21 protein-coding genes and 1 riboswitch are annotated in these 25,554 nt (G+C 63.9%); of the genes, 12 read left to right on the forward strand and 9 right to left on the reverse strand.

Annotation, left to right across the window (positions count from 1 at the left end):
- Nucleotides 1–35 precede the first annotated feature (35 nt).
- The gene (locus tag NP503_RS20090) at nt 36–1,175 is read left to right on the forward strand and encodes a citrate synthase (RefSeq protein WP_127270162.1); all 1,140 of its coding nucleotides are present in this window, start codon (nt 36–38) and stop codon (nt 1,173–1,175) included.
- A 21-nt stretch (nt 1,176–1,196) separates the two neighbouring features.
- Here the strand turns inward: NP503_RS20090 and phaR are convergent, their stop codons facing one another.
- A complete protein-coding gene (gene phaR / locus NP503_RS20095) occupies nt 1,197–1,808 on the reverse strand; it encodes a polyhydroxyalkanoate synthesis repressor PhaR (RefSeq protein WP_027037157.1) in 612 nt (203 codons plus the stop codon).
- Between the two features lie 301 nt (nt 1,809–2,109).
- Here phaR and NP503_RS20100 point away from each other — a divergent pair, with 301 nt between their 5' ends.
- From NP503_RS20100 to NP503_RS20125, 6 genes are all read left to right on the forward strand, one after another.
- Nucleotides 2,110–3,288 (forward strand): acetyl-CoA C-acetyltransferase, encoded by a 1,179-nt coding sequence (locus tag NP503_RS20100; protein WP_127270160.1) that lies wholly within the window; start codon nt 2,110–2,112, stop codon nt 3,286–3,288.
- Between the two features lie 127 nt (nt 3,289–3,415).
- Nucleotides 3,416–4,141 carry an acetoacetyl-CoA reductase gene (gene phbB, locus NP503_RS20105; RefSeq protein WP_023814310.1) on the forward strand — a complete coding sequence of 242 codons (726 nt, stop codon included), beginning with the start codon at nt 3,416–3,418 and terminating at the stop codon, nt 4,139–4,141.
- 719 nt (nt 4,142–4,860) lie between these two features.
- Complete coding sequence (locus tag NP503_RS20110) at nt 4,861–8,286, forward strand: helicase-related protein (protein WP_127270158.1); 3,426 nt, start codon at nt 4,861–4,863, stop codon at nt 8,284–8,286.
- 16 nt (nt 8,287–8,302) lie between these two features.
- Complete coding sequence (locus tag NP503_RS20115; protein ID WP_023814308.1) at nt 8,303–8,689, forward strand: RNA-binding S4 domain-containing protein; 387 nt, start codon at nt 8,303–8,305, stop codon at nt 8,687–8,689.
- A 234-nt stretch (nt 8,690–8,923) separates the two neighbouring features.
- The gene (gene fdxA, locus NP503_RS20120; RefSeq protein ID WP_127267257.1) at nt 8,924–9,262 is read left to right on the forward strand and encodes a ferredoxin FdxA; all 339 of its coding nucleotides are present in this window, start codon (nt 8,924–8,926) and stop codon (nt 9,260–9,262) included.
- Between the two features lie 367 nt (nt 9,263–9,629).
- The gene (locus NP503_RS20125) at nt 9,630–10,211 is read left to right on the forward strand and encodes a CarD family transcriptional regulator (protein ID WP_013529179.1); all 582 of its coding nucleotides are present in this window, start codon (nt 9,630–9,632) and stop codon (nt 10,209–10,211) included.
- Nucleotides 10,212–10,386: 175 nt separating this feature from the next.
- On the opposite strand, the gene NP503_RS20130 is transcribed toward NP503_RS20125, so the two are convergent.
- Nucleotides 10,387–12,156, reverse strand: a complete 1,770-nt coding sequence (locus NP503_RS20130; protein WP_127267256.1) for an ATP-binding protein — start codon at nt 12,154–12,156, stop codon at nt 10,387–10,389.
- 129 nt (nt 12,157–12,285) lie between these two features.
- On the opposite strand from NP503_RS20130, the gene NP503_RS20135 reads away from it, so the two are divergent.
- Both NP503_RS20135 and NP503_RS20140 read left to right on the forward strand, forming a co-directional pair.
- Nucleotides 12,286–12,945: a response regulator transcription factor gene (locus NP503_RS20135; RefSeq protein WP_127267255.1), complete on the forward strand. Its 660-nt coding sequence runs from the start codon at nt 12,286–12,288 to the stop codon at nt 12,943–12,945.
- A 144-nt stretch (nt 12,946–13,089) separates the two neighbouring features.
- Complete coding sequence (locus tag NP503_RS20140; RefSeq protein WP_127267254.1) at nt 13,090–13,707, forward strand: LysE family translocator; 618 nt, start codon at nt 13,090–13,092, stop codon at nt 13,705–13,707.
- Between the two features lie 182 nt (nt 13,708–13,889).
- On the opposite strand, the gene NP503_RS20145 is transcribed toward NP503_RS20140, so the two are convergent.
- The 3 genes from NP503_RS20145 to NP503_RS20155 form a co-directional block, all read right to left on the reverse strand.
- Nucleotides 13,890–14,660 (reverse strand): amino acid ABC transporter ATP-binding protein, encoded by a 771-nt coding sequence (locus tag NP503_RS20145; RefSeq protein WP_127267253.1) that lies wholly within the window; start codon nt 14,658–14,660, stop codon nt 13,890–13,892.
- Nucleotides 14,657–15,337, reverse strand: a complete 681-nt coding sequence (locus NP503_RS20150; RefSeq protein ID WP_127267252.1) for an amino acid ABC transporter permease — start codon at nt 15,335–15,337, stop codon at nt 14,657–14,659. The genes NP503_RS20145 and NP503_RS20150 overlap by 4 nt, the downstream gene beginning before the upstream one ends.
- A 138-nt stretch (nt 15,338–15,475) precedes the next feature.
- Nucleotides 15,476–16,249 carry an amino acid ABC transporter substrate-binding protein gene (locus NP503_RS20155; RefSeq protein ID WP_127267251.1) on the reverse strand — a complete coding sequence of 258 codons (774 nt, stop codon included), beginning with the start codon at nt 16,247–16,249 and terminating at the stop codon, nt 15,476–15,478.
- Nucleotides 16,250–16,571: 322 nt separating this feature from the next.
- Here NP503_RS20155 and NP503_RS20160 point away from each other — a divergent pair, with 322 nt between their 5' ends.
- Nucleotides 16,572–17,435: an RNA polymerase factor sigma-32 gene (locus NP503_RS20160; RefSeq protein WP_023814301.1), complete on the forward strand. Its 864-nt coding sequence runs from the start codon at nt 16,572–16,574 to the stop codon at nt 17,433–17,435.
- A gap of 24 nt (nt 17,436–17,459) precedes the next feature.
- Here the strand turns inward: NP503_RS20160 and NP503_RS20165 are convergent, their stop codons facing one another.
- The 4 genes from NP503_RS20165 to thiB all read right to left on the reverse strand — a co-directional run bounded on the left by NP503_RS20165 (nt 17,460) and on the right by thiB (nt 22,837).
- The gene (locus NP503_RS20165; protein ID WP_127267258.1) at nt 17,460–18,929 is read right to left on the reverse strand and encodes a M48 family metalloprotease; all 1,470 of its coding nucleotides are present in this window, start codon (nt 18,927–18,929) and stop codon (nt 17,460–17,462) included.
- A 257-nt stretch (nt 18,930–19,186) separates the two neighbouring features.
- Nucleotides 19,187–19,969, reverse strand: a complete 783-nt coding sequence (thiQ, locus tag NP503_RS20170) for a thiamine ABC transporter ATP-binding protein (protein WP_127267250.1) — start codon at nt 19,967–19,969, stop codon at nt 19,187–19,189.
- Nucleotides 19,962–21,587 carry a thiamine/thiamine pyrophosphate ABC transporter permease gene (thiP, locus tag NP503_RS20175; RefSeq protein ID WP_127270156.1) on the reverse strand — a complete coding sequence of 542 codons (1,626 nt, stop codon included), beginning with the start codon at nt 21,585–21,587 and terminating at the stop codon, nt 19,962–19,964. Before thiP ends, thiQ begins: the two co-directional genes overlap by 8 nt.
- Nucleotides 21,588–21,838: 251 nt before the next feature.
- The gene (gene thiB / locus NP503_RS20180) at nt 21,839–22,837 is read right to left on the reverse strand and encodes a thiamine ABC transporter substrate binding subunit (protein WP_127270154.1); all 999 of its coding nucleotides are present in this window, start codon (nt 22,835–22,837) and stop codon (nt 21,839–21,841) included.
- A 43-nt stretch (nt 22,838–22,880) separates the two neighbouring features.
- Nucleotides 22,881–22,995, reverse strand: a riboswitch (TPP riboswitch).
- 87 nt (nt 22,996–23,082) lie between these two features.
- On the opposite strand from thiB, the gene NP503_RS20185 reads away from it, so the two are divergent.
- A complete protein-coding gene (locus NP503_RS20185; protein WP_127270152.1) occupies nt 23,083–23,727 on the forward strand; it encodes a thiamine diphosphokinase in 645 nt (214 codons plus the stop codon).
- Nucleotide 23,728: 1 nt separating this feature from the next.
- Nucleotides 23,729–25,549: an ABC-F family ATP-binding cassette domain-containing protein gene (locus tag NP503_RS20190; RefSeq protein WP_127270150.1), complete on the forward strand. Its 1,821-nt coding sequence runs from the start codon at nt 23,729–23,731 to the stop codon at nt 25,547–25,549.
- Nucleotides 25,550–25,554: the final 5 nt, after the last annotated feature.

The raw sequence follows: 25,554 nt of genomic DNA on the forward strand, positions 1-25,554 counted from the left end.
AATCTTGATCAATAGAATCAATATCAGGGCTCGATATGTCCGAGTGGTTGTCCCGGGAAGAGGCGCTTGAGCGCCTCAAGGTGCGGGCGCAGACGCTGTACGCCTATGTCAGCCGTGGGCGCATCGGCATGCGGCCCGACCGCGCCGATCCGCGCCGCAGCCAGTACCGCGCCGACGATATCGCCGCACTGGCGACCCGCCGGGCGCGCGGACGGAGCCCATCAGTCATCGCTGAAAGCGCCATTGCCTGGGGCGAACCCTCAATCGCAACGGCGATTTCGACCGTCTCGCACGGTCGGCTCATCTATCGCGGGCAGGACGCCGCAGTGCTCTCCGGGCACGCCACACTGGAAGAAGCCGCCGCCATTCTCTGGGCTCTGCCGGAACCGGTGGCTTTCGAAGCACCGTCGCCGGATGTGCCCCATCAAGCCGGCCGGGCCTCGGCTTTTGCGCAACTTGCCGTGCTTGCCGGCCAAGGGCGCCCGTCGCTTGGGCGCAACCGGGCCTCGCTGCATGCCGATGCCGCGCACGCTGTCGGCGTGCTGGTCGCCGCGCTGGGCGCACCGGCAGGACCAGATCCCGTCCATCAGCGGCTGGCGCAGGCCTGGTCGGTGGACGCCGGCGGCGCCAATGCGATCCGCCGCGCGCTTGTCCTGCTTGCCGATCATGAACTGAATGCGTCGACCTTCGCCGCGCGCGTCGCAGCCTCGACCGGCGCGCCGCTGGCCGCTTGCCTGCTGGCCGGGCTCGCGACGCTGTCAGGCCCTCGCCATGGCGGTGCCGGCGAGGCGGTGATGCAACTGGCCGAGGATGCGGCCCGACATGGCGCCGATGCGACGATCCGGCGCTGGCTCAGCCACGACCGGCCATTGCCGGGGTTCGGTCATCAGCTCTATCCTGACGGCGATCCCCGAGGGGCGGCGCTTCTGTCGGTGATCGAGGTTGACGGCACACTATCTTCGCTGCGCGATGCTGCCCTTGCGGCGACCGGCGCGCTTCCCAATATCGACTTTGGGCTGGCAGCGCTGACGCGCAGCCTCGGCTTGCCGCGCGATGCGCCGTTTCGCCTGTTTGCGCTCGCACGCAGCGTCGGCTGGGCCGAGCACACGGTCGAACAGATCACAAGCGGAAGTGTCATCAGGCCGCGCGGCCGCTATGAGGGCGTGCTGGTGTAGGGTTGCAAGAGCGCCAAGCGCTCAGGACATCGTGTCGAGCTTGCGCTGCATGGCCGCGATCTGGTCCTTCAGTTCCTGAAGATCGTCGGGTTTTTCTGACGTTTCCTTCCTGGCCGGCTCGGGCGATGGCGCGGCGGCTGGCGCGGTGCCGGCGGGCGGGAACGGCGTGAACAGCCGCATCGCATTCTGGAACATTTCCATGTTGCGGCGTGTCTGTTCCTCCAGCGCCTTGATCGGCGTGGTGATCTTCATCATGTCGAGCGGCGACTTGCCGATCGCCCCCTTCATCTGCTCGCGAAAGCGCTCCTGCTCCTTGGAAAAGGCAAGCATCGACTGTTCGAGGAAGCTCGGCACGATCATCTGCATCTGGTCGCCGTAATAAGCGATGAGCTGGCGCAGGAACGGGATCGGCAGCATGTTCTGCCCGTCCTTGTTCTCCAGTTCGAAGATGATCTGTGTCAGCACCGGATGCGTGATGTCGTCGCCGGTCTTGGCGTCCTGGACGGTGAACTCCTCGCCCTTCTTGACCATCTCGGCGAGGTCCTCGAGCGTCACATAGGTGCTGGTGCCGGTGTTGTAGAGGCGGCGATTGGCGTATTTCTTGATGATGATCGGATCGTCTTTAGCGGCCATCTACATCCTCCCGGGGACACCGGCGCGCCTCTGAGCAAGCCGCCGATAACGATTGTGCCTTTTTTTTGAGGATATGCGCAAAAGCTTCACAATTCCAAGCAGTTTGTGCAGTGCGGGATCACTAAATGCTGCATAGCAGGCAAAATATGCTGCGCAGCAATGGACGAATGGTCGCCCTGGCAAGGCACGGCCTGCTTGCGGCGCATGGGCGCCATGCCCATTTCCGGTTTGACTTGGGGTTGGGAAAGGGCAAGAAAAGTCCCCAACGACAGAGCAACACCCTTGAAGTCTGGAGAAGAAAATGTCCGCTTCCATCGTCATTGCCAGTGCGGCGCGCACGCCGGTCGGCTCCTTCAACGGCGCCTTCGCCGCCACCCCTGCGCATGAACTCGGCGCCGTCGTCATCAGGGAATTGCTGTCGCGTGCCGGTGTCGAACCAGGCGAGGTCGACGAGGTCATCCTCGGCCAGGTGCTGACCGCCGCGCAAGGCCAGAACCCGGCCCGCCAGGCATCGATCAATGCCGGCCTGCCCAAGGAAACCACAGCCTGGGGCCTCAATCAGGTTTGCGGCTCGGGCCTGCGTGCCATTGCGCTCGGCATGCAGCAGATCGCCATCGGCGACGCCAAGGTGATCATCGCCGGCGGCCAAGAATCGATGTCGCTTTCGACGCATGCCCAGCACCTGCGCGCCGGCGTCAAGATGGGCGACTTCAAGCTGATCGACACCATGATCAAGGACGGGCTGTGGGACGCCTTCAACGGCTATCACATGGGCAACACCGCCGAAAACGTCGCGCGTCAGTTCCAGATCACCCGCGAAGACCAGGACCAGTTCGCGCTCGCCTCGCAAAACAAGGCCGAGGCCGCGCAGAAGGCCGGCAAGTTCAAGGACGAGATCGTCGCCGTCACCATCAAGGGCAAGAAGGGCGACACCATCGTCGACCAGGACGAATACATTCGCCACGGCGCCACGATCGACGCCATGACCAAGCTGAAACCGGCTTTCGACAAGGACGGCACGGTGACCGCCGCCAACGCCTCCGGCATCAATGACGGTGCCGCCGGCGCGCTGCTGATGAGCGAGGCGGAAGCGGTGAGGCGCGGCATCACCCCGCTGGCACGCATCGTGTCCTGGGCAACCGCCGGCGTCGATCCGCAGATTATGGGCACCGGCCCGATCCCAGCATCGCGCAAGGCCTTGGAAAAGGCCGGCTGGTCGGTCGGCGATCTCGACCTGGTCGAGGCCAACGAGGCCTTTGCGGCACAGGCCTGCGCCGTCAACAAGGACATGGGCTGGGATCCCTCGATCGTCAACGTCAATGGCGGCGCCATCGCCATCGGCCACCCGATCGGTGCGTCCGGCGCCCGCGTCTTCAACACGCTGGTCTTCGAAATGCGCCGGCGCGGCGCCAAGAAAGGCCTCGCCACCTTGTGCATCGGCGGCGGCATGGGCGTCGCCATGTGCATCGAAGCACTCTGAAAAAGAAGTGAGTAGCAAATAGGGAGTAGTCAATAGGGAAGAATTGCGTCAGCGCGACGGGACGTAGATCCCTACTCGCTATTCGCTACTCCCTATTCGCTCTCCCGACCAAAGGGAGGGAACACGCATGACCAAGGTAGCAATCGTCACAGGCGGATCGCGCGGCATCGGCGCGGCGATCTCGATCGCATTGAAGACCGTCGGCTATTCGGTTGCCGCGAACTATGCCGGCAATGACGCCGCAGCGGCGAAATTCAAGGCCGAGACCGGCATTCCGGTCTACAAATGGTCGGTCGCCGACTATGATTCCTGCGCCGCCGGCATCAAGCAGGTCGAGGCCGATCTCGGCCCGGTCTCGGTGCTGGTCAACAATGCCGGCATCACCCGCGACGCCATGTTCCACAAGATCACGCGCGAGCAGTGGAAAGAGGTCATCGACACCAACCTGTCCGGCGTCTTCAACATGACGCATCCGCTGTGGAGCGGCATGCGCGACCGCAAGTTCGGCCGCGTCATCACCATTTCCTCGATCAACGGCCAGAAGGGCCAGGCCGGCCAGGTCAACTATTCCGCCGCCAAGGCCGGCGACATCGGTTTCAGCAAGGCTCTCGCTCAAGAGGGAGCACGCGCCGGCATCACCGTCAACGTCATCTGCCCTGGCTACATCGCCACCGAGATGGTCAAGGCGATTGACGAGAGGGTGCTCAACGACCGCATCATCCCACAAATCCCCGTCGGCCGCCTCGGCGAACCGGAAGAGATCGCGCGCTGCGTCGTCTTCCTCGCATCCGAAGATGCCGGCTTCATCACCGGCTCGACCATCACGGCCAATGGCGGCCAATACTTCGCCTGACGACGTGGCGATGTAGGAGATCGACGGGCCGGCACACCGGCCCGTTTCCGGCACGGTCCCTTTGACGTGCTCGCGACCGTAGCTGACCCAATTCGGCACGCAGAGGTTAACAGCCACCCGCCGCCCTGTGCGAAAGCTGCTTCGTAACCTGTGGATTCTCGGTGGATAAGCTGTTCACAACACAAGATATTGGGGTGAACAAATCGGGAAAATCGCGCCATCGCTGATTCGTCGCCGATTCGTTCCGGCTATGAGCCGAACGTTAACGACGACAGCCGGAATCGTCTGCCCAACTGCTTAACGCAGGTTAAGAAAGATCAACAATTTCATCATGTTGGTTGAGGCGCGCCTAGCCGCCGTGATTGTTTCCAGGCAAAGGTTAACGGCAACACCCTCTTAGCATGAAACGGGCCAGTTCAGCGATTCAGCATGTGGTGCGACTCGCGGCCGCGAAATCCACATGTAGCCGTGAACAAAAGCTGAATCTGCAGGAGTCACTGATTCGTCGCCGATTCGTTCCAGACTCGTTCTATCCGTTAATCCGCAGCCGATTGGAAGCTTGACAAAACCACCTTCTCGCCGCCGGCGGAACATTCCGCTTTCGCTTCGCGCCCGAAATCCCTATGTGTCGCCTGTCATACGCGCCATTTGAGGCACGCTCCCGACAACCAGAGGCCAGAAGCCTTATTTCCAGGTCCCAGAAGCCTTATTCTAGGTTGATGAACATCCAGCCCAAACACACAGAGCCGCTGATCCTGTCGGGCCGCGACGTGACCGCCGTGCTCGGGCCGACCAACACCGGCAAGACCCATCTCGCCATCGAGCGCATGGTGGCGCATGAGAGTGGGATCATCGGCCTGCCGCTCAGACTTCTGGCGCGCGAGGTCTACGCCCGCGTCTGCGAAAAGGTCGGCGCCCACAAGGTTGCGCTGATCACCGGCGAGGAAAAGATCCAGCCGCCGGGCGCCAGATATTCGGTCTGCACCGTCGAGGCCATGCCGCGCGAGACCGACGCCGCCTTTGTCGCCATCGACGAGGTGCAGCTCGCCGGTGACCTCGAGCGCGGCCACATCTTCACCGATCGCATCCTGCACCTTCGCGGCCGTCAGGAAACGCTGCTGCTGGGTGCTGCCACCATGCATGGCATCCTGCAGCGCCTGCTGAGGGGTGTCTCGGTGGTGACGCGGCCGAGGCTGTCGCATCTTGCCTATGCCGGTTCCAAGAAGCTGACCCGCCTGCCGCGGCGCACGGCGATCGTCGCCTTCTCCGCCGACGAGGTCTACGCCATCGCCGAGTTGATCCGCCGCCAGCAGGGCGGTGCCGCCGTCGTGCTCGGCGCGCTCTCGCCGCGCACCCGCAACGCCCAGGTGGCGCTGTTCCAGTCCGGCGATGTCGACTACCTCATCGCTACCGACGCAATCGGCATGGGTCTCAATCTCGATCTCGACCACGTCGCCTTCGCCCAGAACCGCAAGTTCGATGGCTTCCAGTACCGCAACCTGACCGCGGCCGAGCTCGGCCAGATCGCCGGCCGCGCCGGCCGGCATCTGCGTGACGGCACCTTCGGTGTCACCGGCCAGGTCGACCCGCTCGACGAAGAGCTGATCAAGAAGATCGAAGGCCACGATTTCGATCCGGTGAAGGTGCTGCAGTGGCGCACCGCGCATTTCGACTTTGCCAGCCTCGACGCGCTGAAGCGCTCGATCGAGACCAACGCTCCGGTCGAGGGACTGACGCGGGCATTGCCTGCCGTCGACGCACAGGCGCTCGAGCATCTGTCGCGCGACGAAGACATCCGCGCGCTCACCACCAATGCCAAGCGCGTGGCGCTGCTGTGGGAAGCCTGCGCGCTGCCCGACTACCGCAGGATCGCGCCGGCGCAGCATGCCGACCTCATTGCCTCGATCTACACGGACCTCGCACGCCACGGCCATGTCGACGAGAATTACATGGCCGAGCAGGTGCGCCGCGCCGACACCACCGAGGGCGACATTGACACGCTGTCGCATCGCATAGCCCAGATCCGCACCTGGACATTCGTGTCGAACCGGCCCGGCTGGCTGGCCGATCAGGCACACTGGCAGGAAAAGACGCGCGAAATCGAAGACAGATTGTCGGATGCGCTGCATGAGCGGTTGACGAAACGCTTCGTAGACCGCAGGACTTCCGTCCTCATGCGGCGCCTTAGAGAAAATACCATGCCTGAAGCCGAAATTAGCCCTACCGGAACCGTCCTTGTCGAAGGCCACCATGTCGGCGAGTTGCAAGGGTTCCGCTTCACCGCCGACCAGACCGCCGGCGGCGAAGACGCCAAGGCGGTGCGCACCGCTGCCCAGAAGGCGCTGGCCGCCGAGTTCGAATCGCGCGCCGAACGCTTCGGCGCCTGCGCCAATGGCGACATCGCGCTCGGCTCGGACGGCACGCTGCGCTGGATCGGCGCGCCGATCGGCACGCTTGTATCAGGCGAAGACGCGCTGAAGCCGCGGTTGGTGCTGCTGGCCGACGAACAACTGACCGGCCCGGCGCGCGACAAGGTTGCCGCGCGTGCCGAGCGTTTCGTCAATTTCCAGATCGAGTCGCTGCTGAAGCCACTGGTCGACTTGAAAAACGCCGACCAGATTTCCGGCATCGGCCGCGGCATCGCCTTCCAGCTGGTCGAGAATTTCGGCCTCATCAACCGCCGCGACATCGCCGAGGAGATGAAGTCGCTCGACCAGGAAGGCCGCGCCACCCTTCGCCGGCTTGGCGTGCGCTTCGGCGCCTACCATGTCTTCGTGCCGGCGCTGATCAAGCCGGCGCCTGCCGGACTGGTGACGCTGTTGTGGGCGCTGAAGAACGACGGCAAGGACAAGCCGGGTTTTGGCGACGTGGTCCATGCGCTCGCCTCGGGTCGCACCTCGGTGGTGATCGACCCTGCTTTCGACAAGACGTTCTATAAGCTTGCCGGCTACCGCAATCTCGGCCGTCGCGCCGTGCGCATCGACATACTGGAACGGTTGGCGGATCTGATCCGTCCGGCGACCAACTGGAAGCCCGGCCTCGGCCAGCGCCCGGACGGCGCCTATGACGGCCAGTCCTTCATGGTGACGCCGCCGATGATGTCGATCCTCGGCGCCACCGCGGACGACATGGAAGAAATTCTCAAGGGTCTCGGCTATCGTGCCGAGCCTAAGCCGGCCGTCGAGGTCAAGGCGCGGCTCGAAGCGCAGGACAACGCCGCCCGCGAAGCGGCGGTGGCGAAACTGGCGACGGAAGAAGCTGAACGAGCCGAGCAGGCCAAATCGGCCGAAGCCGCGGCAACGGATGCCGCAGCAGAGGCAGCCGTCGAAGAGTCGGAGGCGGCATCGGACGCAGTGGCCGTTTCGGAAACCGCGGCCGAAATTCCCGCCGAAATCACCTCCGACGCCGCGGCGGAACCTGCTTCGCCTGCCGTGGAAGAACAGGCGGACGCTCCGGTCGAAACCGTGCAAGACGAAGCGCCTGTTGCCGAGGCTGCTGCTGAACCGGCACCGGCTGAACCGCAGGCAGAGGCTGAAGCTGCCGAGACTGAAGCCGCAGCGGCAGAAGAAGCCGCAACGGCCGACCTGGCGGCAAATGCCGCGCCCGCAACGGACGCCGCGCCGGACGAACCTGTGGCGGTGACTGAAGCAGCTGTCGGCGAACCCGCGCCGGAAGCCGAAGCACCAAAACCCATCCTGTTGTGGCGTCAGGGCCGCTTCGAACAGCGCCCGCGCAACCGCGATGACAACCGCAGGAACAATCGCCCGCGCAACGGACAAGCGCGCGGCCGAAGCGATGCGCCTGCGGATGCCGCCGGCGCACCGGCCGCTGCTGCACCCGGAGAACGCCCGGCCCATGAAGGACGGCGCGATGGAGCCGGCAAGCCGCGCTTCGACCGCTCGAAATTCAAGCCCAAGCCGCAGGCCGAAGGCGAACAGCGACGTGATGGCAGGCCGCAGGGCGAACGTCCCGACCGCCGCGAAGGCCGTCCCGACTGGAAGGGTGGCAGGCCTGATGGCAAAGGTGGTCCGCAAGGCGGCAAGCCGGCCTTCCAGCCGAAGCCGCGCGAGGAGCGTCCGGTGCGTTTCGATCCGGATTCGCCCTTCGCCAAGCTCGCCGCTCTCCGCGACCAGCTGAAGAAGTAGAACCCGGCTCGCTTCGATGGTTGCCGAAGGCCGCCAGCGCATCGACAAATGGCTGTTCTTCTCCCGCGCCGTGAAATCGCGCTCGCTGGCGGCGAAGTTGGTCGTCGCCGGCCGGGTCCGCATCAATCGCGACAAAGCAGCGCAGGCCTCCGACCAAGTCAAGCCAGGCGACGTCCTGACCATCACGCTCGAGCGTCGCATCTTCATCTGGAAGGTGCTCGGCGCCGGTGCACGGCGCGGCCCGGCCGAGGAGGCCCGGACGCTCTACGAGGATATGTCGCCACCGCCCGCACCGAAGGGCGAAGCCCCTCCCGATGCAATTCCGGGGCTGCGCGAGGCCGGCAGCGGCCGCCCGACCAAGAAGGAACGTCGCCAGACCGACCGATTGCTCGGCGAAGATTGATGCCTGGCGTCCAAAAACACGCAGTGGTTCTGGGACAACGGCACGCCTGAGGCGAGAACTGAGCCCGGCAAACAGACGCTCTGCGGGACATGACTGACTTCCGCCGGGCCTGCAGTCTGGAATTCCATTCCGGAAACACCGGCACCGTCCGCAATGGCTACCCTTGCAAGCGGTCGACAAAGGCGTTACCTGACGGAAAAAGCCCAACAAAATGGGACGTCCCGGAGCCGACCGATGACCTATGTCGTGACCGACAATTGCATCAAATGCAAATACATGGACTGCATCGAAGTCTGTCCGGTCGACTGTTTCTACGAAGGCGAGAACATGCTCGTCATCCACCCCGACGAGTGCATCGACTGCGGCGTTTGCGAGCCGGAATGCCCGGCCGACGCAATCAAGCCGGACACCGAACCCGGCCTCGACAAATGGCTGCAGGTCAACACCGAATACGCCGAGAAATGGCCCAACATCACCGCCAAGAAGGAACCGCCGGGAGACGCCAAATCCTTCGACGGCGAGGCCGGCAAGTTTGAGAAATACTTCTCGGCCGAGCCCGGCGAAGGCGATTGACAACACGGCCGCAAAGGCCGGTATTACGCTGGGTAAGAGGCACGTCACATTAACCGGCTTGACAGCCGGCGCTGACCTGTGGCCTTCGCGTATGCAGCAAAACCTTGATTCTTCCGACTTTTTGTGTTACATCAGCGAAACATGCCGGTGACACAACGTCGATTTATGGCGCAGACGCCCCAAATCACTGAAAGGTGAAAATCCCATTCGGACCAGAGCGATCTGGGCCAGGCGGTCGCGATGTTGCGGTTTGCCGGTCCGGCCTTTCCGATGGGTTCATCTGTTGTGCGGCTAACGATCGGCTTCCCCGATCGCGCGAGTTCGGACCGGCAGGACGCCGGTGCCACAACAAGGAGTTCAGGGCGTAATGGCAACGATCACCCCGCAGAAGAAGTCCACCGCTGCGCGTCACGGTTTCAAGACCGGCGAGTACATCGTCTACCCGGCGCACGGCGTCGGCCAGATCGTCTCGATCGACGAGCAGGAAGTTGCTGGACACAAGCTGGAACTGTTCGTCATCGACTTTTCGAAGGACAAGATGCGCCTGAAGGTGCCGGTCGCCAAGGCGACCTCCATCGGCATGCGCAAGCTGTCGGAGGAGGATTATGTCGAGCGCGCGCTGAAGGTCGTGCAGGGCCGCGCCCGCGTCAAGCGCACCATGTGGTCGCGCCGCGCCCAGGAATATGATGCGAAGATCAATTCGGGCGACCTGATCTCGATCTCGGAAGTCGTGCGCGACCTCTACCGCGCCGACAACCAGCCGGAGCAGTCCTATTCCGAGCGCCAGCTCTATGAGGCGGCGCTCGACCGCATGGCCCGCGAGATCGCGGCCGTCAACCGCATGTCGGAAACCGAAGCCGTGCGCTTGATCGAGGTCAACCTCAACAAGGGCCCTAAGCGTGGCGCCAAGGCCGACAATGAAGAGGCCGAGCAGGAAGAAGCTGCCTGATCCTTCTCGCCTTTTCGAGAGATCCTGCCTGAAACGATTGGAGGCTCCGGTTTGACCGGGGCCTCTTTTGCTTTTGGGCGGCAGCTTCGATGTTGATGATGTACTGCGCACCAGCGTGCTGCATCGCGGCTTGCCGGCGCGCCGAACCGTGGTGCCGTCCAGCGCGCATTTTCGTTTAACGTGTGTCCCCACTTGTCGCCTTGCCAGCAAAGCAGGCCGCAGCAATGGTTTCGCGCAATTCCTCGTCGGCGATCGGCTTGTGCAGGATGCGGCTGCCGCTGGCGCTGATCTCCTTGAGGCGCGAAGGCGAGGTATCGCCGGTGATGATGATGGTCGGGACAACGCGGCCGATATGGGCGTGAAGCGCACGGATCGCGTCGGTGCCGGTGGTGTCATTCTCGAGACGGTAGTCTGCGATGATCAGGTCGACCGGCGCATCGCCGGCAGCCAGCGCCGCCGCATGGGCCTTCCGTGCCTCTGCGGCGGAGCGGCCGGGATAGACACGATGTCCCTCCAGGTTGAGCAAGCGCACCATGGCATCGAGAACGTCGCCCTCATCCTCGACCACCATGATGCCGGCGGCACTGCTGGCCGGCGATGTCGTGTCGACCTCTAAGCGAGCTTGCACCGCGCCGGCCTTCGCGACGGTGATGGAAAACAGGGAACCGCGTCCGGACGTCGAAGCCAATTTCAGCGGGTGCCCCAACAGGTCGGCGGTGCGGCGAACGATGGCGAGCCCGAGTCCCAGGCCTTGCGTGCGGTCCCGCGCCGGGTTCTGCAACTGCACGAACTCCTCGAAGACCATCCCCTGCTGATCGGCGGGGATGCCGGGGCCGCTGTCGAGGACCTGTATCTCCACACATGCGCCGCGCCGGCGACAGCCCAACAGGACACCACCTTGCTTGGTGTAGCGAAAGGCATTCGACACCAGGTTGTTGAGAATGCGCTTCAGCATCATCGGGTCGCTGTCGACGCAGAGGCCGCTGTCGACCACGCGCCACGTAAGTCCGCGCTGTTTCGCCTCGGCGGCGAATTCATTGCGAAGATCACCAAAGAGGTCGCGCAGCGGCACCGCCTCGCTCGCGACCGTGACGATGCCCGCATCGAGCCGGGAGATATCGAGCAAAGCGTTGAGCAGCCCACTGAAGTTGCTGACAACCGATTTCGCCCGGCTGGCCAGGTCGCGCGCCTCGCCGGAGGGTACGTCGCCGCGCTGCCCCAAAACGGCAAGCGTCGAGACCAGCAGGCTCAGGGCATGGATCGGTTGGCGCAGATCGTGACTCGCCGCCGCCAGAAAACGCGTCTTGGCACGGTCGGCGGTCTGCGCCCTGTCACGTTCCTCTTGCAGATGCTCGACCAGCGTTTCGTTCTCCAGTCGCAGGCTGACGGTTTCGCGCAGCATGCGGTAGGTGATACGGCAGTAGTAGAAATTGATCGCCACCAGCGACGCGAGCAGGAACAGGAAGGCGCCGGAAATATCGCTTTGGGTGGTCAGGCAGCGCAGGGCGACCGGCACCACCGTTGCCAGGATGGAACCAACCAGCGCCGGCGGAAAGGCCGACAGAGACGGCACGGTGCCGCAGACGAGACCAGTCAGGACGATGACCGTGAAGGACAGCACGATCGGCGCCTCGGGCATGAATCCGACCCAGCCAAGCACACCCCACAGAAGGCCTGACATGCAGGAAAATGCCGTCGCCAGCCATGCCCAGCGCAAGATCGAGTGGCGATCCCGGGCGCGGCTGAAAAAACGGCGCGACGCCAGCACCCGGATAGCCGTCAGCAGATACAGCGCCGCTAGCCAGCCGATCAGCCAATGGGTGGAAACGGCCGTTCTCAGCACATAGACCGCCGCCATCGAGATCACGATGTTGGAGATGACCACGCCGTAGGAATTGCGATACAGGAGTCCGATCAGGGCCTGGCGTATCTTGTCTTCCTGCATCGAATCCCCCCAATTGCCCCAAGTATTCTCCGGGCGGTCTTCCCCGGTACCGTTGATCTACCGGCAACCTGTTTCGCATAAGTTGGCGATTGATCCATATACGCCGCTGCAGTCCTGGATGGTGCCCTGATGAATCGCCCGCTCACCGCCATACTCGCCGACGACCATGCCATCGTGCGCGAGGGGCTGAAGCTGCTCATCTCGGCGATGGACAATGTCTCGGTCGTCGCCGAGGCTGCGGATGGCGAGGCGCTGCTTGGCCAACTGCGAAGCACGCGCGCCGACCTTTTGATCCTCGACCTCGGCATGCCAGGCGTCGCCGGGATGCAGTTCATCGCCACCATCAGGACCTTGGCGCCACACCTGCGCATCGTAGTGCTGACGGCCAATATCGAGCCGAGGACGGTGCGCGCCGCGCTCAGTGCCGGCGCCAACGCCTACCTGACCAAGGACGGCGATCCCGAGGAACTCGGCGCCGCCATCGAAGCGGTCAAGAAGGGGGGCACCTATCTGGCGAAAACCGTTCGCTTCGCCGTCAGCGATATGGGCAGGGGCAGCGAGCCGATAGCCGCACAGGAAATCCTCTCCCCGGTGCCGCTGACGCGGCGCGAACGGCAGATCCTTCAACTGGTGGCGCAAGGCATGATCACGCGCGACATCGCCGAACGGCTGGGTATCAGCCTGCCGACCGCTCGCAAGCATCGCGAAAACCTGATGGGCAAGCTCAATCTCCACAACACCGCCGAACTGACCGCCTACGCGGTTCGTCTGGGATTGCCCGCCGGCTGACATCGCAGCCGCTCGGCAACGTCCCCTTAACCATCGGCAGATTAGCCAAGCCCGATCACGATCCAAATACGGCATCTGCCGTATGTTTTCGGCCTGACCCCCAGCCTACTCCTCCCACGGCTTGATCACATGGGAGGAGCCGTCATGCCGTCGCTGGATCTTTGGATTCCGTTCGCCCTCGCAACGCTCGCCTTCGCCTGCATGCCAGGGCCGGCGATTCTCTACATGACCGCGCAGACGCTGGCCCATGGCCGTCAGGCGGGATTGATGGCGGCACTGGGTGTTCATCTCGGCTGTTACGTGCACATCCTGGCCGCGGCGGTCGGACTCGCCGCACTGATGGAACACGCGCCGGTCGCTTTCTCGATGATCCGATTGGCGGGCGCCACATATCTCATTTCGCTGGGCCTTGCCATGTTCCTGGGCTGGAACCGGATGGGCGAGGACGGTGCCAGGCCGGCCCCGAACACATTCCGCGACAGCATGGTCGTCGAGATCCTCAATCCCAAGACAGCACTGTTCTTCCTGACCTTCCTGCCGCAGTTCGTGGATCCGTCAGCCGCCATTGCCGTAGGGTTGCAATTCCTCATCCTCGGCATCGTCGTCAATCTTATCTTCTCGATGGCCGACCTGGCGGCGGTCGGCATCGCCTCGCTCGCCGTTGGCCGGTTCACCGGCGGCGGCGCCGGATGGGTGATCCCCAAGACATGCGGTTCGATCCTCATCGGACTTGGCGTGGCGCTCGTCAGCCATCATATCTGAACCTGCAAATGAAAAGCCGCGGCGTCAGGGGAGAGCCGACGGTGAAATTTTAGCGGCTGCCGGCAGCAAGGGCCAGTATGCCGGAGGGCGGCTGACGGCCTGCTCGCGCACGGCAAGATATCCCGGAAACCGGCGCCCCTTTTGGGCCATCACCCGAATTCAACACACTCTGGGCCGCGCTCTTACGCGCCGCCGCCTTCCTTCTCAGCCTCCTGCTTCAGCGTTGCGATGAACCGCTTCGTCCGTTGCTGCTGCGGATTGTTGAACAGCACCGCGGCCGGCCCCTTCTCGACGACGACGCCGGCATCGAGGAACACCACTTCCTGGGCGATCTTGGAGGCGAGGCGCAGATCATGCGTCGCCATCACCATGGTCGTGCCTTCGCTGGCGAGCTTGCCAAGCACCTCGACCACCTCTTGCGCCAGTTCCGGGTCGAGCGCCGAGGTCGGCTCGTCGCAGAGCAGCACTTTCGGCGACGGCGCCAAAGCGCGGGCGATCGCCACGCGCTGTTGTTGGCCGCCCGACAGCGTCGCTGGCCAGGCGTCTGCCTTGTGCACCATCCCGACCTTCTCCAGCAGAGCCAGTGCCCGCTCGCGTGCCCTCTCAGGCGACCATTTCAACACCGTCACCAGCCCTTCCATGACGTTCTCGATCGCAGTGCGATGCGGAAACAGCTGGAAGTTCTGGAACACCATGCCAGTCTGCAGCCGCAGGCGCTGGATATCCCTGGCCGGAACCCTGCCGCCGGGGTGGAATTCGAGCGTCTCGTCGCCAATGCGCACCGTGCCCGAGGTCGGGATCTCCAGGAGGTTGATACAGCGCAGCAGGGTGCTCTTTCCCCCGCCCGACGGACCGACCAGCGCCGTGACGCTGCCTTCGGCAATGGTGACCGTCACGCCCTTCAACACGAGATTGTCGCCGAAGCGCTTTTCGATGTTGCTGAGGCCGATCATGAGCGCGCCTCCAGGAAGCCGCCATAGCGGTTGAGCCGGGTCTCCAACCGCGTCTGCAAGGCCGACAGCACCGAACTCAGCGCCAAATAGAGGATCGCCGCCTCGACATAGAGGATCAGCGGCTCATAGGTGGTGGCGACGATGCGCTGCGCCGCCTGGAACATCTCCGGCACGGTGATGGCGGCGGCCAGCGACGTGTCCTTGACCAGCGAGATGAAGGTGTTGGAGAGCGGCGGCACCGCGACCCGGCCGGCTTGCGGCAGAATGGTACGCCGCATCGCCTGGCCCCAGGTCATGCCGATCGAATAGGCGGCTTCCCACTGGCCTTTCGGCACCGAGCCTATTGCCGCGCGGATGATTTCCGACGTGTAGGCGCCGATGTTGAGCGTGAATCCGATCAACGCCGCCGTGAAGGCGTCGAGCAGGATGCCGACCGACGGCAGGCCGTAGAAGATGAGGAACAGCTGCACCAAAAGTGGCGTACCCCGGAAGATCCAGACATAGAAGCGCACAAGCGCGACCAGCGGCTTGGGGCCGAACAGCCGGGCGAGTGCAGCACCCAACCCAACGGCCAGCCCCAAGGCGAAGGACAACAGCGTCAGCGGCACGGTGAAGATCAGCGCCGCCCACAGCAGCGAAGGCAGCGACTCCAGCATCAGTTGCAGCCAGTGCGGCACGTATGACCCTCCAGATTGGTCGAAGCAGCTTGGTCAAGGCGAGAATGCGTCTGCCATATCACGACAAAAGCGGCGGGCCGTCAAAGACGGCTCGCCGCTCTATGTGTCTCATGGCCGCGGAGCGGCTCGCCTCGTAGATTACTTCGAAACATCCTGGCCGAAATAGGTGTCGGCGATCTTCTTATAGGTGCCGTCGGCCTTGATGTCGGCCAGCGCCTTGTTGATCGCGGCGACCAGCTCCGGATCGCCCTTGCGCACGATGACGCCGGAATAGTCGGCGTTTTCCTCTTGCGCGGCAATCTTCACATTGGCGTCGGGCTTGTGCTTCTTGAAGTCGAGGAACGACAGGCTGTCATTGATCGTGGCGTCGGCGCGGCCGGTCAGAAGCAGCTGGATCGACTGGTCGAAGCCATCGGTGCCGACCAGTTCAGCGCCGTTCGTTTCGGCCAGCTTGCCGAAATTCGAGGTCAACGACTGCGCCGACTTCTTGCCCTTGAGATCGGCGAAGCTCTTGATGTCGGTGTTGTCGCCGCGCACGATCAGCACCGCCTTGGAGGCGATGTAGGGATCGGAGAAGTCGTACTTGGCTTTGCGGGCATCGGTGATGCCCACCTGATTGATGACGGCGTCGTAGCGATTGGCGTCGAGGCCGGCGATCAGTCCATCCCACTTGCCTTCGAGGAATTCGGCCTGGACACCAAGCTTCTCGGCAATCGCCTTGGCGATTTCGACGTCGAAGCCGACCAGTGCACCGGACGTGTCATGGTAGGTGAACGGCGCATAGGTGCCTTCCGTGCCGATCTTGATGACACCGGCGTGCTTGATCTGGTCGAGATTGGGGCCGGCATGACCTGAAGCGACAGCCAGGGCCTGCAGCGTTCCGGCGATAATGAGCGACTTGAGCCATTTCATTTTTCTGTGATCCCGTCCTTGGCCGGCTGGCCGGCATATTTGTGAGCGCTGGAAACTGACAGATGCAAGCCGAAAAAATAAGGAACAGGATTTCAAAAACGGCGGGTTTATGAAACCATATTCTCTAAACGGCACTTTCCACTCGTGATCGCTGCCATCTCAGACCTTCTGAGAATCCTTCAGGCAACACAATCGCGCCGCCGCGGTCGCGGAACCTTTCCCGCGCATGGCAGTTCTGGCTGTTCTAGGGCACGACGCCGGCATTTCAACCCGGGCGGCAGCCAACTTTGCAAAGTCATTCGCACCACCCAGGGAGCGCCTCATGATGGAAGACACGGCAGGACGGATCATGGTCCGCGCGGCAATGAAGGCTCCCTACCTCGAGCGTGACGAAGAGCATCGGCTTGCATTGCTCTGGAAAGAGGACAACGACCAGAACGCGCTGCACTCAATCACCGTCGCCCATATGCGGCTGGTCATTTCCATGGCCTCCAAGTTCCGCCATTACGGCCTGCCGCTCGGCGATCTGGTCCAGGAGGGTCATGTCGGATTGCTCGAGGCCGCCGCCCGCTTCGAGCCGGAGCGCGAGGTGCGGTTCTCGACCTATGCGACATGGTGGATCCGCGCCTCGATGCAGGACTATATCCTGCGCAACTGGTCTATCGTGCGTGGTGGCACCAGCTCGGCTCAGAAGGCGCTGTTCTTCAACCTGCGACGCCTGCGCGCGCGGTTGGCGAATGGCACGGAGCCGCTCTCCAACGCCACGCTCTATCGCGAAGTGTCGGAGGCGCTTGGCGTCTCCGAAGCCGATGTGGCGATGATGGATTCGCGGCTCTCGGCGCCCGACTCCTCGCTCAACATGCCTATTGCCGACGATGCGGGTTCGACCGAGCGCATGGATTTCCTGATTTCGGACGATCCGCTGCCCGACGAGATCGTCGGCGACAAGATCGATGTCGCGCGCCGCTCGCTCTGGCTGAGGGAGGCGCTTCGCGCGCTCAACGCACGGGAGCTGAGGATCATCGAGGAACGGCGGCTGAACGACGAGGGCGCGACACTCGAAGCGCTCGGCGAAACCCTCGGCATCTCCAAGGAACGCGTCCGCCAGATCGAGGCCCGCGCCATGGAAAAGCTCAAGGTCGCATTGGTGAAGCAGAATCCGGAGTTCATGGCGACTGCCGCCTGAACGGCGGCAGGCGTCCAGCGGCGCCTACTTGTCGGTGACGATCTTGACCTTGTCGCCGGCCGAAACCGCGGCACCGGGCGACAGCGCGTTGAGGACGCGGAACAGGTCGAGCTTGCGGTCAACGCCGACCATCTGCGCCGAAAGCGAACCCATCGTCTGCCCAGGCTGGACGGTGACGACGCGGATGTGCAGCGGCTTCAGCGCCGCCTTTTCGGCAGCACTCAGAATCCGGAACGAGCCGCTTACCGAACGGGCGATCGTGTCCAGAGACGTGCTGGCGGAAGGGGCCGCGGTCAGCAGCCGGTAGACTTGGCCGCCAGCGCGGATCACCGCTATGTCGAATTGCCAGCCTTCGGCGCCGGCATGCGCGGTCGCCGCCTCATTGCCGTTGATGGTTTCCTGCTTGACGCTGCTGTCGACGAGACCAGCCACCCAGCCGCTGCGGATATAGTCCGTCAGCGCCCGGTTCTTGTCGATAGAGACGCCATCGAAACGGATCGCTATGTCGCCGGGGCCGGTGGCCGTCACCGCTGCCGCCGAATTGTCGATGATGAAGCCGTCCGGCACCGTGAACGACACGCCAAGGCCCGGGTGCAGGAAGGTTTCGCCGCGCACATAGCCTTCCTCAGGCGTGTCGCCATAGAGCAGGCCGTCTATGCCGGCGAGGAAGGAATCGCGGTCGCGCGTGCCGACGCCCGGCGCGCCGAACTGGCGAGCATGGCGCTGCGCCAGATCGATGCGCTGCGGCGTGTTGGGGTGCGTGGCCAGGAAGTCCAGGCTGGCGTCGGTGGCGCCGCTGATCGAGCGGAAATCGGTATAGGCCGACATCGATTGAAGGAAGCGGCCTGCGGCGAAAGGATCGTAGCCGGCCTCGCCGATCGACTTGATGCCGATGGCGTCGGCTTCCAGCTCCTGGTTGCGCGAAAATTGCGCCAGCCTCAGCTTGCCGCGGATCAACGCCGCCTTGGCGGTCGGGCTGTCGCCGAGCACATCGGAAACCACCTTGGTCGCCAGGCCTTCCTCTGCCTCGAGCTGTTGGCGCTGCAGGCCGTGATTGGCAGTGACGTGGCCCATCTCATGCGCGATGACAGCGGCAAGCTCGGCCGAATCATTGGCCAGCGCCAGGAGGCCGCGGGTGATGTAGAGATAACCGCCCGGCAGCGCGAATGCGTTGACGTTGGGCGAATTTAGAATGGTGATGCGATAGGTCTGTGTCGGGTTGGCGGACACCACCGTCAAACTACCGACCACCTTGGCGACCATTCGCTCGAGCTTGGGGTCGGAATATTCACCGCCGTAAGTCGCCAGGATGCGCGGGTGCTGCGCCTTGGCCAATTCGGCGAGCTTGTTGTTGGCGCCGACATTGTCCACTGTGATCGGCTTGTCGGAAGGCTGGAAGCCGGATTCCTGAACTTCCGGCGGCGTGAACATCTGGCAGCTTGCCAACGCCACGGCAAAACCGGCCAGCGCGAGAAAACGCGCCAGCGGTTTCATTCCCAATGTGTTAGCGCCGATCGCCAGAACGGCTTCCTTTCGGGTCCCGGCGCATGACCACGAAAATCGGGGGCGATCTTCGGAACGTGTCATGCGCTATCTCAAACTGCTGCTGCATCCGTTGCCCGTCCCTTAGGGCGGGCGGCGGATACTGCAGGCAAATCACGGCCTGTGCCGGACCGGTAGGGCGACCTAGCCACACTCCCCCGGTCATGGCAAGCAAACGCCACATCGCCTGGAGCCGGTTTGACCGTAAATTATGTCCGCTTCCGGGCAACATCGCGTGATGTGGAATATCCAGCACCCGCGCCGATATAGCGCCGGAACGCCTCCGGACCAGCCCCGGTAAAGAAATCATCAGCCTTGCCGGTTGCGGCCACCAACCCATTGTCGACAAACACCATGTGCTCGCCGATGCGGCGTGCATCCTCGGGCTGGTGGGTGACAAATAGCACCGTCATGGCGCGTTCGGCATGAACGGCAGCAACCAGATTCAGCATCTCGTCGCGCAAAGCGGGTCCGAGCGAAGCGAATGGCTCGTCGAGCAGCAACACCGGTCGGTCGCGCACCAGCACGCGGGCCAGTGCGACGCGCTGGCGTTCGCCCCCGGAGAGCTCGCGCGGCAGGCGTTTCTCCTTGCCCGCGAGACCGGTGCGCGCAAGCGCCTCGGCGACCGCGGCGCGGTCCGCCTCGGTCAGTCCCAGGGAGGGCGAGCGACCGAGCCCGACATTCTGCTCGACGGAAAGATGCGCGAAGAGATTGTTCTCCTGGAACACCATCGACACCGGCCGCGCCGAGGCCGGCTCGGCGCTGACATCGGCCCCGCCGATCAGCACGCGGCCCGACTGTGGGGTCTCGAAGCCGGCGACCAGATTGAGCAGCGTCGACTTGCCCGAACCGCTCGGACCCATGATGGCGGTGATCTTCGCCGTGGCGAACTCGACGTCGAAGACAAGTGGCACCTCACCATAACTGAACGACACCTTGTCCAGCCGCACCGGCGCGCCCTTCTCGAGCCTGCTGGCCGCCCTCTCACGCATCGCGGACCTTCTCCCTTCCCAGCCAGTGCGCCGCCACGATCAACGCGAGACAGACGAGGCCGAGCAGCAGTGCCAGGCCGGCGGCATCCTCGGTGCGGTAGCTGCCCATCCGTGCCAGAAGAAGGTAGGGCAATGTCTGCACGGAATCACTGCCGAACAGGGCAATGACACCGAGATCGCCCAGCGACAGCGCCATGGCGAAAGCGAAGGCCGTGGCGAGCGGGCGCCGCAGCGACGGCCAGTCGACCAGCATCAGCCGGTTCCAGCCCGCAATGCCGAGCTGTGCGCAGAGCCGTTCGTGACGCTCGCTCGCCGCATCATAGGCGGGACGCACGGCGCGCAGGGCGAATGGCATCGCCATCACCGCGTTGACGGTGACGACCATGACCGGGGCGATGGCAAAGACATCGCCGGCATGGCGCAGCAACAGGAACCAGCCGGCGCCGACGACGATCGGCGGCACGACAAGGACAAAGCCGGCGCCTGTATCGGCAGCGTGTTCGAGCAGTGTCTTTGCGCCGGCACGGCGGTTCAGCGCCAGTGCCCGCCGCGCCATGGTCAGCGCCAGCGACAGCATCACCGAGAGCAGTGCCGACAGGAAGGCCAGCACCACGCTGGTCAGCGTTGCCTGCCGGACAGTGGCCTCACCGGCCAACCGGCCGAGATCCGCACCCAACCCGGCCATCACGGTTGCCGCCATCGGCCCAACGACGAACAGCAGCGCCAGGATGATGAGTAGCGCGTTCAACCAGGTCTCGCTCCGATGGACTGAGAGATACCGACGTTGCGCGACCGGCAAATTGGTGTCGCCGACCACATTGGCGCCCAGGCGCGTCAGGGCCAGCACAACGATAAAGGTCAGGGCAATCTGCAACAGCGTCAGTGTAACGGCCCGCGCGGGATCGAAATCAAAGCGCAGCGCCTGGTAGATGCCGACCTCCAGCGTCGTCGCGGCCGGCCCGCCGCCGAGCGTCAGCACGATCGTGAAGGATGTGATGCAGAGCATGAACACAAGCCCGGCGACGCCGGGCAATGCGGCGCGCAGCGTTGGCCATTCGATCAGCCGGAACGCCGGCCGCGCCGCCATGCCGAGTTGGCTCGCCAACCGCCATTGGTCGGCCGGTATGGTCTGCAGCGCCTCGAGGAACAGCCGCGTCGCCAGCGGCAGGTTGAAGAAGACATGGGCGACGAGGATGCCGGACAGGCCATAGATACCCGGCCAGCTTCCGCCGCCGATCAGGGCAAGCACGCCGGCGAAATAGCCGGCACGGCCATAAAGCGCCAGAATGCCGAGCGCTGCGACAATAGCCGGCAGCGCCAACGGCACGGCGAAGATCTGCAGGATGAAGGCGCGGCCGAAGAAACGTGGATGTCGCGACAGAGCCCGCGCCACGAACAGCGCCGGGATGGCCGAAAGCAGCGTCGAGAGCGCCGCTTGCCAGAGCGTGAAGCGAATGACGCGAAGCAGATAGGGATCGAAGGCTGCCCAGGCGCCCGAGAAATCGTGGGCGCCCTCGAAAAGCAGGCCGGCAAACGCGCCGCCGATCAGCAGCGCGATCGCGGCAAGCGCGACAATGCCGGCGCTGACGCGGGGATCGGCTGGATGGCGCGTACGCATCTCGCGCTATCCAACCCTGCGACGGGTATTGATCGAGGGGAATATCTGGCGAAGGCCCAGCCCACCCCCCTCTGTCCTACCGGACATCTCCCCCTCAAGGGGGGAGATTGCGCACTCAGCCGCCTTCGCTATTCTCAAGAGTGGCAGGACTAAGAGAGGCGATAAAGCTGCCGATATCCCCCCCTGAGGGGGAGATGGCCGGCAGGCCAGAGGGGGGCGGCTTGGCGCAAACATGCGACGCGGCTCGCGCCCTACTTGCTCATCACCGCAAGCCATTCATCGACCCAGGCCTTGCGATTGGCAGCGACCTCTTGCGGGCTGAACAGCAAGGTCTTGGTCGGCTTGACCAGTTTATCAAAGGCCGGATTGAGCGGCTTGTCGGTCTTGCCGGCCGGGAACATCCAGTTGGTCTCGGGAATGGCATCCTGGAATTTAGGCCCGGTCATGAAGGCCATAAACTTGGCCGCCAGCGGATTCTTGGCTCCCGTCGTGGTGATACCCGCCACCTCGATCTGCAGATACTCGCCCTCCTCGAAGGAGGCCGCCTGGTAGCGCCCGGTGTTCTCGGCGATCATGTGATAGGCCGGCGACGTCGTGTAGGACAGCACCATCGGCGCCTCGCCCTTGGTGAACAGCCCATAGGCCTCGCTCCAGCCCGGCGTCACGGTCAGCACCTTCGGCTTGAGCTTGGCCCAGGCCTCCGGCGCCTTGTCGCCATAAACCGACTTGACCCACAGAAGCAGGCCGAGGCCCGGCGTCGAGGTGCGTGGATCCTGGATGACGATCTTGTCGTCGGCACTGCCTTCGACCAGCTCTTTCAGGCTTTTCGGCGGGTTCTTCAGCTTCTCGGTGTCGTAGACGACAGCGAAATAGCCGTAGTCAAAGGGGACAAAAGTATCGTCGCTCCAGCCACCCGGCACGTTGACATCAGTTACGCCGCCATGCGGCGCGAACAAGCCTGAGGCCTTGGCATCGGCGGTGAGATTGGTGTCGAGGCCAAGCACGATATCGGCCTTGGTCGATGCGCCTTCCAATCTGACGCGGTTGAGCAACGCGACGCCGTCGGCGACCGAGACGAACTCGACATCGCAGCCGCATTCGGCCTCGAACGCCTTCTTCACCACGGGACCCGGACCCCAGTCGGCGGTAAAACTCTCATAGGTGTAGACGGTGAGCTTGTCCTTGGCCAAGGCCGGTCCGGACAAGGCCACGACCGTTGCTGAAACAAGAGCGTATAAAAGCGTGCGCATCGGCGCCTCCTTCGTTCGAATTGAAAGGAATTGAGGCGTCGGACTGTCCGAAACGTCTAATCCCTCCGCCGGTACAAACCGGATCAGGTTCAGCGGGTTGGCGAGACTGCCTCTCAGCCGGTCCGCGAAGATCGCGTCCGGCACCCCGTTAGAGCGTTTCGACACATAGGCCGGGCCGATCCGCCACGCAAGTGGGAGTTTGCCGCCTTCCGTTTCCCGTGCCGGGCTGGTAAGGGCCACACGATATGAGCACATTCACCATCCTGCTTGGCGGCGATCTCATCCGCACGCCACGGCTCGACCGTCAGGTCGAAGGCTCCCGCGTCATCGCCGCCGACGCCGGCATCGGCCATGCACGGCTGCTCGGCCTTGTCCCGGAGCTGTGGGTGGGTGATTTTGATTCCGTGCCAGCCAAGCTGCCTGACGATCTCGCTTCCGTGCCTCGCCGGACCTTCCCGGCGGAAAAGGACCAGACCGATGGCGAACTGGCCATCGCCGCCGCACTCGAGCGCGGCGCGACCCGCCTGGTGCTAGCAGGTGCTTTCGGCGGCAAGCGAGCCGACCACGCTTTCCTGCATCTGGCGCTTGCCTTGCGCCTGGCCGAAGCAGGGACCGATGTGCTCCTGACCAGCGGCGCCCAGGAAGGCATTCCCCTGCTGCGCGGAACGGCCGGCTTCGACTATGCCGATGGCACGCTGTTTTCGGTGCTCGGCTTTTCCGAGCTTGCCGGGTTGACCGTCACCGGCGCCAAATGGCCGCTGAACCACGTCAAGGTGGCCTTCGGTTCGTCGCTGACCATTTCCAACGAGATCAAGGGCCGCCTCGAAATCGCGCTCGGCCATGGCCGCGCGATGCTGCTCGCTCATCCCTATCCCTTACCTGAAAGCTGACATGGCCCCGCCTCTTCTCAACCTCGACGGGATAAAACTGACCTTCGGCGGCACGCCGCTGCTCGACGGCGCCGCCTTGACGGCTTCGGCCGGCGACAAGATCGCACTGGTCGGCCGCAACGGGTCGGGCAAGTCGACCCTGCTGAAGATCGCCGCTGGCCTGATCGAGCCGCAGGACGGCGAGGTGTTCCGCCAGCCTTCGGCAACTGTCCGCTATTTGCCGCAGATGCCCGACATGGAGGGCTTTGCCACTGTCCGCGCCTATGTCGAGGCCGGGCTTGGCCCTGCCGACGATCCCTACCGCGCCAGCTATCTGATGGAGCATCTCGGACTGTCGGGTGAGGAACGTCCGAACGATCTGTCGGGCGGCGAGGCGAGGCGTGCTGCCCTTGCCCGCGTCATGGCGCCGGAGCCAGACATCCTGCTGCTCGATGAGCCGACCAATCATCTCGACCTCTCGGTCATCGAATGGCTGGAAGAAGAACTCATCCGCACCTCCTCGGCACTGATCGTCATCTCGCACGACCGCCGCTTTCTCGAACGTGTGTCGCGCGCCACCATCTGGCTCGATCGCGGCCAGACCCGCAGGCTGGACAAGGGCTTTGGCCATTTCGAGGAATGGCGCGACCTAGTCCTGGAGGAAGAAGAGCGCGAGCAGCATAAACTCGGCCGCCAGATCGTTCGCGAAGAGCATTGGCTGCGCTACGGCGTGACGGCGCGGCGCAAGCGAAACATGCGCCGGCTCGGCGAGTTGCAGACCATGCGCCAGCGTTTTCGCGGCCATCGCGGTGCCGAAGGGTCGGCGACCATGGTGGCGAGCGACGCCGCCGAGTCCGGCAAGCTGGTGATCGAGGCGAAGAACATCGAGAAGAGCTTTGGCGATCTAACCGTGGTCAAGGGGTTTTCGACCCGCATCCAGCGCGGCGATCGCGTCGGCCTGGTCGGGCCGAACGGCGCCGGCAAGACGACGCTCTTGAAGATGCTGACCGGCGAGATGAAGCCGGACGCCGGTTCGGTGCGGCTCGGCACCAATCTGGAGATCGCCACGCTCGACCAGAAGCGCGAGGCGGTCGACCCGCAGGAGACGCTGGCGCAATATCTCACCGACGGGCGCGGCGAGAACCTCGTCATCAATGGCGAGCAGCGCCACGTCGTCTCCTACATGAAGGATTTCCTGTTCAAGCCGGAGCAGGCACGCACCCCGGTGCGCGAATTGTCCGGCGGCGAGCGGGCACGGCTCTTGCTGGCGCGCGTGCTGGCGCGGCCGGCAAACCTTCTGGTGCTCGACGAGCCGACCAACGATCTCGATATGGAGACGCTGGAACTGCTGCAGGAACTGGTCGCTGGCTTTGCCGGCACCGTCATCCTGGTCAGCCACGACCGCGATTTCCTCGACCGCACCGTGACCAGCCTGATCGCACCGGATGGTGACGGCCACTGGATCGAATATGCCGGCGGCTACTCCGACATGCTGGCGCAGCGCGGCGGCACCAGGCTGGACGACCGCAAGGCGCGCGCGAAGGCCGAAAACGGCGAAGCGCCAGTGACGGCCAAGAGTGAAGCGGCCGCGCCAAAGGGGCCAGCGAAGAAACTGTCGTTCAAGCAGAAATTCGCGCTGGAATCGCTGCCCAAGAAAATCGAGGCTGTGACGGCTTCGATCTCAAGGCTGGAGAACAACATCGCCGATCCGGCCTATTACGAGCGCGACCCGGCCTCGTTCCAAAAGACGATCGCCGCCCTCGACAAGGAGCGCGCTACGCTGGCGGCGCTCGAGGAAGAATGGCTGGAGCTGGAGATGTTGCGCGAGGAAATGGAAGGGTGAAGGAT

Source organism: Mesorhizobium sp. SEMIA396, from assembly GCF_024518615.1.
In the GTDB taxonomy this organism is placed as follows: Bacteria; Pseudomonadota; Alphaproteobacteria; order Rhizobiales; family Rhizobiaceae; genus Mesorhizobium.

What these genes read in the sequence shown, in the direction of transcription:
- NP503_RS20110 (WP_127270158.1), top strand. Translation starts at nt 4,861, where the DNA reads ATGAACATCCAGCCCAAACACACAGAGCCGCTGATCCTGTCGGGCCGC.
- NP503_RS20145 (WP_127267253.1), bottom strand. Translation starts at nt 14,660, where the DNA reads ATGATCGGCCTCAGCAACATCGAAAAGCGCTTCGGCGACAATCTCGTG.
- NP503_RS20185 (WP_127270152.1), top strand. Translation starts at nt 23,083, where the DNA reads ATGAGCACATTCACCATCCTGCTTGGCGGCGATCTCATCCGCACGCCA.
- NP503_RS20155 (WP_127267251.1), bottom strand. Translation starts at nt 16,249, where the DNA reads ATGAAATGGCTCAAGTCGCTCATTATCGCCGGAACGCTGCAGGCCCTG.
- NP503_RS20190 (WP_127270150.1), top strand. Translation starts at nt 23,729, where the DNA reads ATGGCCCCGCCTCTTCTCAACCTCGACGGGATAAAACTGACCTTCGGC.
- thiQ (WP_127267250.1), bottom strand. Translation starts at nt 19,969, where the DNA reads ATGCGTGAGAGGGCGGCCAGCAGGCTCGAGAAGGGCGCGCCGGTGCGG.
- NP503_RS20165 (WP_127267258.1), bottom strand. Translation starts at nt 18,929, where the DNA reads ATGAAACCGCTGGCGCGTTTTCTCGCGCTGGCCGGTTTTGCCGTGGCG.
- thiB (WP_127270154.1), bottom strand. Translation starts at nt 22,837, where the DNA reads ATGCGCACGCTTTTATACGCTCTTGTTTCAGCAACGGTCGTGGCCTTG.
- NP503_RS20090 (WP_127270162.1), top strand. Translation starts at nt 36, where the DNA reads ATGTCCGAGTGGTTGTCCCGGGAAGAGGCGCTTGAGCGCCTCAAGGTG.
- thiP (WP_127270156.1), bottom strand. Translation starts at nt 21,587, where the DNA reads ATGCGTACGCGCCATCCAGCCGATCCCCGCGTCAGCGCCGGCATTGTC.
- NP503_RS20140 (WP_127267254.1), top strand. Translation starts at nt 13,090, where the DNA reads ATGCCGTCGCTGGATCTTTGGATTCCGTTCGCCCTCGCAACGCTCGCC.
- NP503_RS20130 (WP_127267256.1), bottom strand. Translation starts at nt 12,156, where the DNA reads ATGCAGGAAGACAAGATACGCCAGGCCCTGATCGGACTCCTGTATCGC.
- NP503_RS20100 (WP_127270160.1), top strand. Translation starts at nt 2,110, where the DNA reads ATGTCCGCTTCCATCGTCATTGCCAGTGCGGCGCGCACGCCGGTCGGC.
- NP503_RS20135 (WP_127267255.1), top strand. Translation starts at nt 12,286, where the DNA reads ATGAATCGCCCGCTCACCGCCATACTCGCCGACGACCATGCCATCGTG.
- phaR (WP_027037157.1), bottom strand. Translation starts at nt 1,808, where the DNA reads ATGGCCGCTAAAGACGATCCGATCATCATCAAGAAATACGCCAATCGC.
- NP503_RS20125 (WP_013529179.1), top strand. Translation starts at nt 9,630, where the DNA reads ATGGCAACGATCACCCCGCAGAAGAAGTCCACCGCTGCGCGTCACGGT.
- NP503_RS20160 (WP_023814301.1), top strand. Translation starts at nt 16,572, where the DNA reads ATGATGGAAGACACGGCAGGACGGATCATGGTCCGCGCGGCAATGAAG.
- NP503_RS20115 (WP_023814308.1), top strand. Translation starts at nt 8,303, where the DNA reads ATGGTTGCCGAAGGCCGCCAGCGCATCGACAAATGGCTGTTCTTCTCC.
- phbB (WP_023814310.1), top strand. Translation starts at nt 3,416, where the DNA reads ATGACCAAGGTAGCAATCGTCACAGGCGGATCGCGCGGCATCGGCGCG.
- fdxA (WP_127267257.1), top strand. Translation starts at nt 8,924, where the DNA reads ATGACCTATGTCGTGACCGACAATTGCATCAAATGCAAATACATGGAC.